The organism is Saccharopolyspora mangrovi (assembly GCF_035320975.1).
Classification (GTDB): domain Bacteria; phylum Actinomycetota; class Actinomycetes; order Mycobacteriales; family Pseudonocardiaceae; genus Saccharopolyspora; species Saccharopolyspora mangrovi.
The window spans coordinates 257,361-270,290 of the sequence record NZ_JAWLNX010000004.1 but is presented as its reverse complement, the minus strand read 5'-3'; the positions used below and the strand labels follow the sequence as shown (position 1 = coordinate 270,290).

Sequence of the window (12,930 nt, the reverse complement as noted above, 5' to 3'; positions counted from 1 at the left end):
TGTCCGCTAATGCGGGCACTATGGAGTTCATGCGGAAAACTTCGGCTCGGCTTCTGGCGTTGCTGTCCCTGTTGCAGGCCCGGCGGGACTGGCCGGGCTCCGTGCTGGCCGAACGCCTGGAGGTCAGCGACCGGACGGTCCGCCGCGACGTCGACCGGCTGCGGGAGCTGGGCTACCCGATCGCGACCGTCAAGGGACCCGACGGCGGGTACCGGTTGGAGGCGGGCAGCAACCTGCCGCCGCTGCTGTTCGACGACGAACAAGCGGTGGCGCTGGCCATCGCGCTGCGCATCGCCACCACCGCCGGTGCGGGCATCGAGGAGGCGGCCCACCGCGCCCTGACCACCGTCCGCCAGGTCATGCCGTCCCGGCTGCGCCACCGGATCGACGCGCTGCAGGTCACGGCGGTCGAACGCAGCACGGCTCAACGCGTCGACAGCGATGTGCTGATGGCGTTGAGCAGCGCGGTGCACTCGCGGGAGGAACTCCGCTTCGACTACGAGGGCTCGTCCGTCGCGCGCCGGACGCAGCCGCACCACCTGATCACCTGGGGTGGGCGCTGGTACCTCATCGCGTGGGACCTCGACCGGGACGACTGGCGCACCTTCCGCGCCGACCGCATCACCCCGCGCATCCCCACCGGGCCGCGCTTCATCCCGCGCGAGCTGCCGGGCGGCGAGGTGACGGCATTCGTCCGAAACCGGTTCCAGGGCTCGGAAACCTGGCCGTGCCAGGGTGAAGTCATCCTCGACCTGCCTGCGGCCACGGTCTCGCGCTACACCTACGACGGGGTGGTCGAGGAACTGACCGATGGCCGATGCAAGCTCTCCCTCGGTTCGTGGTCCTGGCGGTCGTTGGCGGCCGAACTCGGCAAGTACGACGCGGACCTGGAGGTGCTCGGGCCGCCGGAGCTCGAGGTCGCCTGCGCTCAGCTCGCCGACCGCTACGCCAAAGCGGCGCGAGCGGACTGAAACCCTTGTGAATGAATGAACTTCAGCTCTTCTCCCGGTGCACTGCCTTGGCTCCGGAGGAGCGAATGGCGGCCCTGCTGGCCGCCGCGCCGAAGCGGCAGGCCATCAGGAGGTAGACGGTGAAGACCTTCGGTCGTGTCGTCACGGTTTCTGGCCTCTGCTCTCATGCGGAATCCCGATTCTCCGGTCATACCGCATGGCTGCGAAACCGCCGTTCACACCGTGAGGCGACCTCGCTGTTTAGCCCGGACGAGCTAGCCACATTGGTCAGTTCGGGGTGGCACCGCGTCCAACCCCGTGTCGCCGCACGCCGTTCCCGAACCGCGTCCCCTGGTTCGAAGCGGATTCAGCTTCAGGGTTCGATCAAACCGGCCCTGATCGCGTAGCGGGTGAGTTCGAGGCGGTCCCGCATGCCGAGCTTCGCCATGAGGTTGGAGCGGTGGCGTTCCACCGTCTTGATGCTGATGACGAGCAAGTCGGCGATCTCCTTGGAGGAGTGCCCCTCCGCGACGAGCTTCAAGATCTCCTCCTCCCGGTCGGTGATGGCGCGGTCCGGAACCTGCTCGCCCTGGCCCGCCCGGTCGAGGTAGCTGCGGATCAGCGCGGTCACCGCGCCCGGGTACAGGAAGGGTTCGCCGCGCATCGCCGCGCGGCACGCCTCGACCAGGTCGCGGTCGGCGACGGACTTGAGCACGTACCCGGAGGCCCCGGACTTGAGGGCCTCGAACAGGTACTGCTCGTTGTCGTACATCGTCAAGATCAGGATGCGCAGGTCCGGCCGCAGCCGGGTGAGCTGGCGCGCCGCCTGCAACCCGGTCAGCCGGGGCATCGCGATGTCCAGGATCGCCAGATCCGGTGTCTCGGAGCGGGCGAGCTCGATCGCCTCCGCTCCGTCACCGGCCTCGGCGACCACGGTGAGGTCGGGTTCGTTGTCGAGGATGAGCCTGACTCCGCGCCGGACGAGCACGTGGTCGTCGGCGAGCAGGATCCGGGTCCGGGTCATCACCGGCCTCCGTTGTGGATCGGCACGTCGAGGCTGACTTGCGTCCCCCCGTCCGGCGGGGCTTCGACCGCGAGCACGGCACCGGCCAGCAGCGCGCGCTCGCGCATCCCGCGGATGCCGGCCCCCTCGGGGGCGGCGCCGGTTCCCGCGCCGTTGTCGCGCACCCGCAACCGGACCACCGAGTCGTCGACCGACACCAGCAGTTCGATGCGAGTCGCACCCGAGTGCCGGACCGCGTTGGTGATGCTCTCCTGCGCGACCCGGTAGATGACGAGCTCGACCTCGTCGCCGAGCTCGGGGAGCTCGCCATCGATCCGGCACCGCGCGGCGATCCCGCGGACCTCGCCGGTGAGCGACTTCAACGCGCTGGCCAGGCCCAGTTCCTCCAGCACTCCCGGGCGCAGCCGCCGGGCGATCCGGCGGATCTCGTCGAGGCTGTCGCGGGTGGTCTCCTGGACCTGGTGCAGCGCGGTGGCCACGGAGTCAGGCGCCTCGTCGGCGACCCGCCGGAGCTCCAGCAGCACCGCGGTCAGGCTCTGGCCGACCTCGTCGTGGAGCTCGCGGGCGATGCGGCGGCGCTCGTCCTCCTGGGCGGACAGCGCGCGGGCGTTGCTGGTGGCGCGCTCGATCTCCAGCCGGTCGAGCATCGAGTTGAACGCCTTGATCAGGTCCGCGATCCCTCCGTGCCCGGACACCGGCGGGCGCGAGCCCGGCCGCAGCAGATCGATGGTGGTCATCGCGCGGGTCAACCGCCGCAACGGCAGGAACCCGATGCGCAGCAGCACCGCGTTGGCCACCAGCATCGCGGCCAGCCCGGCGACCAGGATCAACCCCTCAGCGGGCAGCACCGGCGTGGACACGGTGGCCGGGCTGAGCACCAGCAGCGCCGTGGCAGCGGTGAGCACGGCGGCGTTGAGCAGGAACACCCGCCAGAACAAGGACACGTCCCGCACCTCCTGACAACCTCATTCGACCACCGCTCGCCGATCGAACACCCATACGGGTCGGTGCGCACCAGGAATGGGTGTCAGCCCCGATGGCGGAACACCACCCTCGTGGGTGAGGCTGGCTCGGGTAACAGCTGCAGAGGAAGAGCGACGAGCGTGACGACACCCGGTGCCGGCGGCGAGCGGAGCCGCCGGAAGATCAGCTGGGATCTTGTTCGGGCCGGCTGCGTGGTGCTGGTGATGCTGTACCACTCCACGAGCCTGAGCGTCTTCCTCCACCCCGAGCTGGAGCCGCGGGCCTTCGAGTTCCCGTACCAGGTCGGGGCGAGCCTGCTGCTGGTCGTCTCCGCCTACTTCGCGTGCGTGACGATCCGCCGCGGGTCGATGCTGCGCTACTGGTGGGGTCGCGTGGCCCGGCTGCTGCCCTCGTTCCTGGCCGCCGTGGTGGTCAGCTACTTCGTGCTGCGGGCCTTCCCGATCGAGGGGTGGTTCTACCCGCTGCCCGAGGACCTGCGGGCGAACCTGCTGATGCTGTGGCACTGGAAGCCGCAGTTCTACCCGTTCATCGACGGCTCGCACTGGACGGTGCCGCTGCAGCTGATGGGGTTCACCGTCGCCGCGTTGCTGTACCGCAGCCGATGGGGGCACGGCCGGCGGATCCTGATCGTGCTGTGGACCGCGGTGCTGCTACCGCTGGCGCAGTGGCCGATCCGCATCGACGACCCCGTCGAGGCCTACCGGACGGTGGTCGACGGGATCGGCATGCACCGCTGGCACCTGTTCGTCGCGGGCGTGGCGATCTGGTTGTGGTCGGTCAAGCGCCTGAGCACCGCGCACTTCGCGGCCCTGCTGGGGCTGTGCATGGCGGCGCAGGAGGTGCACAACTACACCCGCACCCCGGAGGGCCTGCTCGCCGACACCGGATCATCGGTCGCCGTGGCCATCGGCATGTGCCTGATCGCGCTGGTGGCCCGCGCACCGGACATGGCGATGCCACCGCTGGCGCGGCGCGCGATCAGCTGGTTCGCCGGTGTCTCCTACGGCACCTTCCTGATGCACCAGGCGATCGGCTACATCGTGCTGCGCAAGCTGCAGGACGCCGGTGTCGACACCGTGACCCAGACCCTGGCGATGCTGGCCACCGGCACCCTGCTCGGCTGGCTGCTCACGAAGCTGGTCGAGAAGCCAGCGCACAAGCTGCTGATGCGCCCCTTCGAACGGGGCGTGATGCCTCGCACCCGGGAAACAAATCCGGTTCGCGGGCGTTGAACCCGGGGTGAAGAAGATCGGGTTCCTGTCATTCGGACACTGGTCGGCCTCGCCGCACTCGCAGACGCGCACCGCGTCCGACGCGTTGCACCAGGCCGTCGACCTCTCGGTGGCGGCGGAAGAGCTCGGAGCCGACGGCGCCTACTTCCGCGTGCACCACTTCGCCCAGCAGTACGCGTCGCCGTTCCCGCTGCTGGCGGCGATCGGCGCCCGGACCAGTCACATCGAGATCGGCACCGGTGTGATCGACATGCGCTACGAGAACCCGCTCTACATGGCCGAGGACGCGGGTTCGGCCGACCTCATCTCCGACGGCAGGCTGCAGCTGGGCATCAGCCGCGGGTCTCCGGAGCAGGTCATCGACGGCTGGCGCTACTTCGGTTACCAGCCGCCGGAGGGGCAGACCGACGCCGACATGGCCCGCACCCACACCGAGGTGCTGCTCCAGGTCCTCAAGGGCGACGGGTTCGCCCAGCCCAACCCGCGTCCGATGTTCCCGAACCCGCCCGGCCTGCTGCGCGTCGAACCCCACTCGCCGGGGCTGCGGGATCGGATCTGGTGGGGTTCGAGTTCCAACGCGACCGCCCGGTGGGCGGCGAAGCTGGGGATGAACCTGCAGAGCTCCACCCTCAAGGACGACGAGAGCGGTGAGCCGCTGCACGTCCAGCAGCGCAAGCAGATCGAGGCCTTCCGGGAGGCGTGGCGCGCCGAGGGGCACGAGCGCGAGCCGCGGGTGTCGGTGAGCCGCAGCATCTTCGCCATCGTCAACGACCTCGACGACATGTACTTCGGCGACGAGAGCAACACCGAGGACAAGATCGGCCACATCGACGCGAACACCCGCGCGATCTTCGGCCGGTCCTACGCCGCCGAACCCGACGTGCTGGTCAAGCAGCTGGCGGAGGACGAGGCGATCGCCGCAGCCGACACCCTCCTGCTCACGGTCCCCAACCAGCTCGGTGTCGATTACAACGCCCACGTCATCGACAGCGTCCTCCGCCACGTGGCCCCCGAACTCGGCTGGCGCTGACGCACCGCCGCGCTGAGCCGAGCACCAGGACGCCCAGAACTGGCTGAGCCAGTTGGCCAGTTCGGTATTGACTTCAGCCCGCGATTCACGGAAAGTGGCTGAGCCAGTGAGCCACTGTGCCGCGCACCACACCCCTCGTGGCGCGCGGGCCGCGCAGGCAAGGAGGCAAAGGTGCCGCCCGAAGTCATATCGATCCTGGTGCTGGTCGCCGCGTTCGTCATCGCCACGACGTTGTCGGTGAACATGGGCGTGCTGTGCTTCGCAGCCGCGTTCCTGGTCGCCACGGTCTTCGGCGGGTTGTCCGAAGACGACATCTTCGACGGCTTCCCCGGGGACCTGTTCGTGGTCCTGGTGGGCGTGACGTTCCTGTTCGCGATAGCCAGGGCGAACGGCACGACCGACTGGGTCGTGCAACGCGCGGTCCGGCTGGTCGGTGGCCGGATCGCGCTGATCCCGTGGGTGATGTTCGGGATCGGCGCCGTGCTGACCGCGATCGGCGCGGTCAGCCCGGCGGCGGTGGCGATCGTGGCACCCATCGCGCTGAACCTGGCCGCGCGCTACCGGATCAACCCGCTGCTGATGGGCGCGATGGTCGTGCACGGCACGCAGGCGGGCGGGTTCTCCCCGATCAGCATCTACGGCAGCATCGTCAACGAGGTCGTCGCCAACAGCGGCCTGCCGGGCAGCCCGGTCGCCCTGTTCCTGGGCAGCTTCGCCGCCAACGCGATCATCGCGGGCGTGGTGTTCGTGGTCTTCGGCGGGCTGCGGCTGCGCCGCGGGACCGAAGCCCGGCGGCTCATCGCGACCGGTTCGGGCGGGAGCGACGAGGTTCCCGCGGACGAACCGGAGGAGGAGCTCAAGCTCAACCGCGACCGGGTGCTGACCCTCGCCGGCCTGGCGGTCCTGGTGGTCACCACGCTCGGTTTCGGCCTCGACGTGGGCCTGATGGCGATGAGCGTCGCCGTGGTGCTCAGCGTGCTCTCACCGAAGACGGGCAAGGCCGCACCGGGCGAGGTCGCCTGGCCGACCGTGCTGCTGATCTGCGGCGTGCTCACCTACGTCGGCGTGCTGGAGAAGATGGGCACGATCGACTACGTGGGCCACTCGGTGGCGGGCATCGGTGTTCCGCTGCTGGCGGCGCTGCTGCTGTGCTACATCGGCGCGATCGTCTCGGCGTTCGCCTCGTCGGTGGGCATCATGGGGGCGCTCATCCCGCTGGCGGTGCCGTTCCTGCAGACGGGCAGCGTGGGACCGATCGGCATGATCACGGCCTTCGCGGTGGCGGCCACGGTCGTCGACGTCAGCCCGTTCTCCACCAACGGCGCGATCGTGCTGGCCAACGCCAAGGACGTCGACAAGGACGCCTTCTTCCGGCAGCTCCTCATCTACGGAGGCGTCATCGTCGCGGCGGCCCCACTGGCCCTCTGGGTGCTCCTCGTCCTGCCGAACTTCGGCTGACCGGCGAGGTGGTCAGTCGCTGACCGCCCACAGGAGGCGGTAGTAGGCGGTCCGGTCGGGATCGGGATCGACGCCGTAGGCGTCCAGCAGCGATTCCTCCCAACCGGGCCCGTAGTTCCAGCGGGTGGCCCAGGTCGCGACGGCGAGATCGGCCCAGCGGTCGGCCACTCCGAGACTGCCGAGGTCGACGTGGCCGACGCACCGGCCGTCGTCACCGATGAGCGTGTTGGGAGCGCAGGCGTCGCCGTGGCAGACGACCACCCGGTCCGCGGGCGGGATGTCGGCGAGAACGCGCAGCGCCTCCCGGACGCTGGTGACGTGCTCCAACCCGGGTGGCCGTTCCGCCGGACCGATTGGTTCGGCGGAACGCTCCCGGGCGGAGGCCAGCCTCCGCTCGACGGACCAGTCGAAGGGGCAGTCGGGCACCGGCAGCGCCTCGTGCAGGGCCCGAAGCCCGGAACCGATGGCGCGCACGGCTGTTCCAGGATCGGCGAGCCACCGGTCGTCGACCGCGGACAGGCCCGGCAGGCCGGCGGTGACCATCCACTCGCCGGCCTCGTCCGCACCTCGGTCGAGCACCCGGGGAACCGCCGCGTGGCTCGCGGACCAGCGCAGCCGTTCCACCTCTGGGCCCAGCGGCAGTTCGACGGGCGACCACTTCACGAACAGCGCGCGGGAGTCGGCTCCGACCCGGAACGTCAGTCCGCCGAGCTCGTTGCGCCACACCGCTCGGATCGGCCTGCCGCCCGCGATCTCGCGGACGGCAGGCGGGACCTCCACCGGTGCCCCGGGCGCCGAGGCGATCACATCGTCATTGTCCCCGCCTCAGACGATCTCGCCGCCCTGGACGACGTGCCGGATGCGCTCGGGGTCGGCGAGCGCGGCGACGTCGGTCAGCGGGTCGCCGTCGACGACGACGAGGTCCGCGCGGGCCCCTTCGCGGAGGGTGCCGATCTCACCGGACATGCCGAGCAGTTCGGCCGCGGTGCTGGTCGCCGAGCGGATCACGTCCAGGGGCTTCTGGACCTCGCTGCGGATCCGGAACTCCTCGTTCTGGTGTCGGTGCATGCCGCCGAGCAGGTCGGTGCCGTAGGCGATCTTCACACCGCCCCGGTCAGCGGTCTCCAGCGCGGCGAGACCGGCGCCGAGCACCTCGTCGACCTTGCGCCAGCTGTCCTCGGGCAACCCGAACTCGCGTCCTTCGGTCTTGAGAGCCCAGTAGGTCACCAGGGTGGGCACCAGGAACGCGTCGTGCTCGAGGAATTCGGCCACGTTGGACTCGTCGATGAGGTTGCCGTGCTCGATGGAGCGAATCCCGGCGCGCAGCGAGCGGCTGACCGAACGCGCGGTGTAGGCGTGCGCGGCGACGTAGCGGTTGGCCGCTTCGGCCTCCTGCACGATGGCGTGCAGTTCGTCCATCGAGTACTGCGTGGAGTCGATGCGGTCGGTGGGCGAGGCGACGCCTCCCCCGGCCATCACCTTGATGTGGTGGGCGCCCTTGCGGAGCTCGTCGCGGGCGGCGGCCCGGACGGCGTCGACGCCGTCGGCGATGCGGCCGAGTCCGGCGCAGCACTGGTGCCCGTCGTGCACGCGGGTGCCGCGCGGACGACTGTCGCCGTGACCTCCGGTCTGGCTCAGCGCCTTCCCGCAGAAGGCGAGCCGAGGCCCGCGGATGAGGCCTTCGGACTGGGCGTCGGCGAGGCCGAAATCGGCGCCCGACGCGTCGCGCACCGTGGTGAACCCGCGGTCGAGCATGCCGCCCATGATCCGGGCGGCGTGCGCGGTGGCGTAGGACGGCGACCAGGAGGGCAGCGCTCCGAGGTCGGCGGTGGCCGCGGTGACGTGCACGTGAGCGTCGATCAGCCCGGGCAGCACGGTCGCATCGGCGAGGTCCACTACGCGCGCACCGTCCGGTGCTCTCAGGCCGCGACCGGTCTCGACGATGCGGCCGTCGGCGCACAGCAGGTCGCCTTCGCCGCACTCGCCGGTGTCGACGTCGAGCAGCGTGCCGGAGCGCAGCAGCAGGGTGGTCACGGTGTGGGTTCCTCCTCGATGTCGTCGATGCGCTGGACGAGTTCGCGCAGCGCGGGCACGGCCAGCACGGCCAGCTCTTCAGCCCGCCGCACCTGCGACTCCCGGTAGGCGCCGGGTGCGTCGAGCAGGTTGAGCACGCCCAAGGTGCCGGTCCGGTCCACCACCGGAACGTTGATCACCGATCCGCAGCCGAGTTCGGCGATGAGCCGGTGGTCGGCGAAGACCTCGCGCACCGAGGCCTCGTCGGGACCGAAGTAGGGCAGCTGCGCGGTGATGCAGCGGTCCAGCCACCCGGCGGCGACCTCGACGGACTTCTCCCCGCCCACCGGGTACTGCTCGGGATGACTGCTGTGCGCGCGGTGCAGGACGCGGCGGCCGGGCAACCAGGCGAGCGCGGTGAACAGCCGGGCACCGACGTCCTCGCGGACGCGATCCTCCACTTCGGACAGATTCATCGGGTCACCGCCTTCGCTCCGCCGGTCTCGTTGAGGTCCTCCAGCGACCGGCCCGCGGTGGACAGCCCGAACGCGAGGGTGCACACGACGCCGACGGCCAGCACCGCCGTGGTGAGGCCGAAGACTCCGGCGAATCCCAGCGATGCGGCCGACAGGCCGATCACCGAGGGCGCGATGATGCTGCCGACCCGGCCGAACGCGCTGGACAGGCCGGTGCCGGAGGCCCGGATCCAGGTCGGGAACACCTCTGGGGTGTAGGAGTACACGGCCGCGTAGGTGCCGTTGAGGAAGAACGACAGCACCGCCGCCGAGGTGGTGATCAGGATCGGGTCGGTCATCTGGCTCATCCAGAACGCGCTGCCGGCGGCGCCGGCGAGGTAGAGCGCGATGGTGTTCTTGCGGTCCAGGGACTCGCCGAGCCAGGCCGCCGAGAAGTACCCGGGCACCTGCGCGAGGTAGATGATGATCGAGAACTCGAAGCTCTTGGTGACCGTGATGCCCTGCTGCACCAGCAAGGTCGGGATCCAGGTGAAGAAGCCGTAGTAGGAGAAGGTGATGACGAACCAGATCAGCCAGGTGATCGCGGTGCGCCGAGCCATCGACCCGCTCCACAGGTACTTCAGCGCGGAGAGGAGCCCGACCTTGCGCGCCTCCGCGGGCTTTTCGACCGCGGCCTCGGGGATCGGCGGCAGCGGGGCGCCCGTCGCGGCCCGGACCTTCTCCTCCAGGTCGACGACGACGTCCTCGGCCTCGGCCGTTCGTCCGCTGGCCAGCAGGTACCGGGGTGATTCCGGCAGCGACCGGCGCCACCACAGCAGCATCACGATGGGCAGCGCGGTGATGACCTGGGCCCATCGCCAGCCCTCGGGCACCGGCTGCACGACGAAGCGGCCGAGCAGCGCGGCGGCGACGAAGCCGAAGGAGAAGAACCCGGCGAGCGCACCGACGAACCAGCCGCGCCGGGCGGCGGGGACGAATTCGGCCAGGAACGGCGCGATGATCGCGCTCTCGGCACCGGCGCCGAACCCGGCGAGCACGCGGGCGCCGACGAAGATCTCGTAGTTGGGCGACAGGGCGCCGACGATCGAGAACAGCGCGTAGACGGCCAGCGCCCACATCATGACCTTCTTGCGACCGATGCGGTCGCCGAGCAGCCCCGCGCAGGTGGCGCCGAAGAGGAAGCCGAAGGGCGTGGCGGAGCCGATCAGGCCGAGCTGGGCGTTGGTCAGACCCCATTCGTCCTGCACGCTCGGCAGCAGGAAGGCCACCACGGCCGAGTCCATGCCGTCGAAGGTGTAGCCGAGCCCGCCGAGCAGCAGCAGGAGGTAGTGCGGCCGGCTCAGCGGAAGCCGGTCGAGTCGGGCTAACAGGGACACGAGGTGCCTCCAGGTGAGTCGCAGCACCGAGCGAAGTGTCCAGCAACATATAGTGCAGTTATTGCAAACTGCAATACCCGTTGCGTTTTGAGCTCGTTAAGCTGTGCGCGTCGAGAGGAGCCGCATGACCACCGACGGCGAGCCCGACGGCTTCGAGGCCTGGCTGCGCGGGCGGGTGCCGGAACGCGGGTTGCGGAGCAAGGGCGCCGCGGTGCTGCAGGTGCTGCTCACCCAGCCCCGGCGGGCCTCCTACAGCTCGGCGGCCGAGGCGGCCGAGCTCGCCGGGGTCAACGTCGCCACGGTCAGCCGGACCGCGCAGATCCTGGGCTTCAGCGGGTGGTCCGACCTCCAGCAGGAGTTGCGGGCGCGGTACCTGTCATCGCTGAGCGCACCGGAGGTGGCCGCCGCGCAGCAGACCGAGGGTGAACTGGGCGGAGCGTCGCTGCGCCGCGACCTGGAGTCGCTGGCCGTGCTCAACCGCCGCCTGGACGAGCAGCTGCTGCGCACCATCGCCGAGGCGATCGCCCGGGCCGGACGGGTGCTGATCGTGGCCAACGGCAGCTACTACTCGGTGGGATCGGCGCTCCGGCACAACGTGCAACTGGCGGGCTACGACGCGACGGTGGTGCACGACGACGCCGAGCTGGCCAACGCGATCTCCCGGATCGAGCCCGGCGACGTTCTGATCGCGATCAGCTTCTGGCGGCTCTACCAGAGCACGGTGATCGCGGCCGAGGAAGCCCACGAGCGGGGCGCGCGGGTCTTCGTCCTCACCGACGCGGCCAGCCCCGCCCTGACCGCAGCGGCGGAAGAGGTCGTGCTGATCCCCGCTGAGGGCGTCGCGTTCTTCCCCTCGCTGGCTCCGGGCCTCGCGGTGGCGCAGGCGATCGCCGCGCAACTCTCCACAGTAGATCCCGAACGCACTCGCAGCTCCATCGAAGCCGCGGAGACCCAGTGGTCGCGCTTCCGCCTCCTGCACCGCAGGCCGCGCCGCGACTGACCGATGAGCTTCGCGGCGCCCGCGAGTCCACACCGGTGAACGACTACTGGAGAGGACTGCGCGATGAAGCTGACGGTGACGACGTTCGTCTCGGTTGACGGAGTGATGCAGGGGCCCGGCGCGCCGGACGAGGACCGCAGCGGCGGGTTCCAGCGCGGTGGCTGGCTCGCTCCGCTGGCCGACGACGAGACGGGGCAGTTCATGCACGCGACGTTCCAGCGGGTGGACGCGTTCCTGCTGGGGCGGCGCACCTACGACATCTTCGCCGGGTACTGGCCGAGGGTGCTCGACCCCGACGACCCGATCGCGAGCCAGCTCAACGCCCTCCCGAAGTACGTGCCGTCCACGACCCTGACCGACCCGGAGTGGTCCGGCACCACCGTGCTCACCGGCGACGTCGCGGGGGCGATCCGAGACCTCAAGTCTCAGCAGGGCCGGGAGCTGCAGGTCCACGGCAGCGCCACCCTGGTGCGGTTCTTGCTGGACAACGACCTGGTCGACGAGCTCAACCTGCTCACCTTCCCGGTGATCGTCGGCCAGGGGATGCGGCTCTTCGCCGACCGGGGCGTCGACCTGGAGCTCGAACTCGCCGAATGCCGGTCCACGCCGAAGGGCGTCACCATCCAGACCTACCGAACCGCGGGGCGGCCCGAGTACGGCACGGTCGGCGAGTGACCGAGCGTCGATCAGGTCGCGCGCCCGGCAGCTGGACGGCCTGAGCAGGCCCTCGTCGGCGAGACCGGCCACCGCTGAGCGCAACGACGCCCACCACCGAGGCGGCGCGGGCGTTCAGCTCGCCGAGACCCGGGCGCGGAGCCCGTCGAGGAGCAGCTCCAGGCTCTGCTCGAAATCGGCTTCGGCGCCCGGGTTCCGGTCGATGGCCCCGGCGCTGGCGGCCTGCATCGCGGTCTGCTCCTCGACGGTGTGACCGAAGACCAGGTGCAGGATCGCTCGGGTGCCGACGTCGACGAGGTCCTCGGGCAGGCCCCCGTCGGCGAGGGCGGAGCGCAGCGCTGCCGCGGGCTCGCGGGCGCCGAGACCGAAGGTGTGGGCGGCGACGACGACCTCGGCGCCGTCCCGGTAGGCGAGCATCGCGTCGCGCAGCTCGGCGCAGATCTCGATCGCCCTGCGGTCCCAGCGCTCGGCGCGGCGGGGCCTGCTCCCGCGCCGCAGGATCTCGTCGGCGACCGCGGCCAGCAGCGACTGCTTGTTGGGGACGTGGTGGTACAGCGCGCTGGGCTGCACGCCGAGCTCGGAGGCGAGCCGGCGCATCGTGAGCGATTCCAGCCCGTACTCGTCGAGCACCTCGATGGCCCGAGCCACGACGTCGCTGCGGTGGTAGCGCACCCCAAACCTCCCGTTGACCGATCGACGCCCCCAGTTTAGC

14 protein-coding genes are annotated in these 12,930 nt (G+C 70.4%); 6 read left to right on the top strand and 8 right to left on the bottom strand.

Features of this window, described 5'->3' with window-relative positions:
• Window positions 1-29 precede the first annotated feature (29 nt).
• Window positions 30-971 (top strand): helix-turn-helix transcriptional regulator, encoded by a 942-nt coding sequence (locus tag R4I43_RS08035; RefSeq protein ID WP_324264904.1) that lies wholly within the window; start codon window positions 30-32, stop codon window positions 969-971.
• 22 nt (window positions 972-993) lie between these two features.
• On the opposite strand, the gene R4I43_RS08030 is transcribed toward R4I43_RS08035, so the two are convergent.
• The 3 genes from R4I43_RS08030 to R4I43_RS08020 all read right to left on the bottom strand — a co-directional run bounded on the left by R4I43_RS08030 (window position 994) and on the right by R4I43_RS08020 (window position 2,918).
• Window positions 994-1,116, bottom strand: coding sequence for a hypothetical protein (locus tag R4I43_RS08030; RefSeq protein ID WP_324264903.1), 123 nt, complete (start codon window positions 1,114-1,116; stop codon window positions 994-996).
• Between the two features lie 207 nt (window positions 1,117-1,323).
• Entirely contained in the window at window positions 1,324-1,974 is a 651-nt protein-coding gene (locus R4I43_RS08025) for a response regulator transcription factor (RefSeq protein WP_324264902.1), read from the bottom strand.
• A complete protein-coding gene (locus R4I43_RS08020) occupies window positions 1,974-2,918 on the bottom strand; it encodes a HAMP domain-containing sensor histidine kinase (protein ID WP_324264901.1) in 945 nt (314 codons plus the stop codon). The genes R4I43_RS08025 and R4I43_RS08020 overlap by 1 nt, the downstream gene beginning before the upstream one ends.
• A 159-nt stretch (window positions 2,919-3,077) precedes the next feature.
• Here R4I43_RS08020 and R4I43_RS08015 point away from each other — a divergent pair, with 159 nt between their 5' ends.
• The 3 genes from R4I43_RS08015 to R4I43_RS08005 all read left to right on the top strand — a co-directional run bounded on the left by R4I43_RS08015 (window position 3,078) and on the right by R4I43_RS08005 (window position 6,678).
• Entirely contained in the window at window positions 3,078-4,190 is a 1,113-nt protein-coding gene (locus R4I43_RS08015; RefSeq protein WP_324264900.1) for an acyltransferase family protein, read from the top strand.
• Between the two features lie 7 nt (window positions 4,191-4,197).
• Window positions 4,198-5,220: an LLM class flavin-dependent oxidoreductase gene (locus R4I43_RS08010; RefSeq protein WP_324264899.1), complete on the top strand. Its 1,023-nt coding sequence runs from the start codon at window positions 4,198-4,200 to the stop codon at window positions 5,218-5,220.
• Window positions 5,221-5,391: 171 nt separating this feature from the next.
• Window positions 5,392-6,678 carry an SLC13 family permease gene (locus tag R4I43_RS08005; protein ID WP_324264898.1) on the top strand — a complete coding sequence of 429 codons (1,287 nt, stop codon included), beginning with the start codon at window positions 5,392-5,394 and terminating at the stop codon, window positions 6,676-6,678.
• A 12-nt stretch (window positions 6,679-6,690) separates the two neighbouring features.
• On the opposite strand, the gene R4I43_RS08000 is transcribed toward R4I43_RS08005, so the two are convergent.
• Genes R4I43_RS08000 through R4I43_RS07985 form a run of 4 tightly spaced genes read right to left on the bottom strand, consistent with a single transcriptional unit; the run spans window position 6,691 to window position 10,543 of the window.
• Complete coding sequence (locus R4I43_RS08000) at window positions 6,691-7,485, bottom strand: aminoglycoside 3'-phosphotransferase (protein ID WP_324264897.1); 795 nt, start codon at window positions 7,483-7,485, stop codon at window positions 6,691-6,693.
• 18 nt (window positions 7,486-7,503) lie between these two features.
• Window positions 7,504-8,712, bottom strand: coding sequence for a metal-dependent hydrolase family protein (locus R4I43_RS07995; protein ID WP_324264896.1), 1,209 nt, complete (start codon window positions 8,710-8,712; stop codon window positions 7,504-7,506).
• Entirely contained in the window at window positions 8,709-9,167 is a 459-nt protein-coding gene (locus R4I43_RS07990; protein WP_324264895.1) for a GAF domain-containing protein, read from the bottom strand. Before R4I43_RS07990 ends, R4I43_RS07995 begins: the two co-directional genes overlap by 4 nt.
• A complete protein-coding gene (locus R4I43_RS07985; RefSeq protein ID WP_324264894.1) occupies window positions 9,164-10,543 on the bottom strand; it encodes an MFS transporter in 1,380 nt (459 codons plus the stop codon). The genes R4I43_RS07990 and R4I43_RS07985 overlap by 4 nt, the downstream gene beginning before the upstream one ends.
• Window positions 10,544-10,667: 124 nt before the next feature.
• Between R4I43_RS07985 and R4I43_RS07980 the strand changes: the two genes are divergently transcribed.
• Together R4I43_RS07980 and R4I43_RS07975 are read left to right on the top strand one after the other, a co-directional pair.
• Window positions 10,668-11,543, top strand: coding sequence for a MurR/RpiR family transcriptional regulator (locus tag R4I43_RS07980; RefSeq protein WP_324264893.1), 876 nt, complete (start codon window positions 10,668-10,670; stop codon window positions 11,541-11,543).
• A gap of 63 nt (window positions 11,544-11,606) precedes the next feature.
• Entirely contained in the window at window positions 11,607-12,218 is a 612-nt protein-coding gene (locus tag R4I43_RS07975; protein WP_324264892.1) for a dihydrofolate reductase family protein, read from the top strand.
• 114 nt (window positions 12,219-12,332) lie between these two features.
• Here the strand turns inward: R4I43_RS07975 and R4I43_RS07970 are convergent, their stop codons facing one another.
• Window positions 12,333-12,890, bottom strand: a complete 558-nt coding sequence (locus tag R4I43_RS07970) for a TetR family transcriptional regulator (RefSeq protein WP_324264891.1) — start codon at window positions 12,888-12,890, stop codon at window positions 12,333-12,335.
• Between the last annotated feature and the right edge of the window lie 40 nt (window positions 12,891-12,930).

Excerpts from the sequence above, each read along its gene's own strand:
- R4I43_RS08035 (WP_324264904.1), top strand. The coding sequence starts at position 30 with ATGCGGAAAACTTCGGCTCGGCTTCTGGCGTTGCTGTCCCTGTTGCAG.
- R4I43_RS08025 (WP_324264902.1), bottom strand. The coding sequence starts at position 1,974 with ATGACCCGGACCCGGATCCTGCTCGCCGACGACCACGTGCTCGTCCGG.
- R4I43_RS07990 (WP_324264895.1), bottom strand. The coding sequence starts at position 9,167 with ATGAATCTGTCCGAAGTGGAGGATCGCGTCCGCGAGGACGTCGGTGCC.
- R4I43_RS07980 (WP_324264893.1), top strand. The coding sequence starts at position 10,668 with ATGACCACCGACGGCGAGCCCGACGGCTTCGAGGCCTGGCTGCGCGGG.
- R4I43_RS07975 (WP_324264892.1), top strand. The coding sequence starts at position 11,607 with ATGAAGCTGACGGTGACGACGTTCGTCTCGGTTGACGGAGTGATGCAG.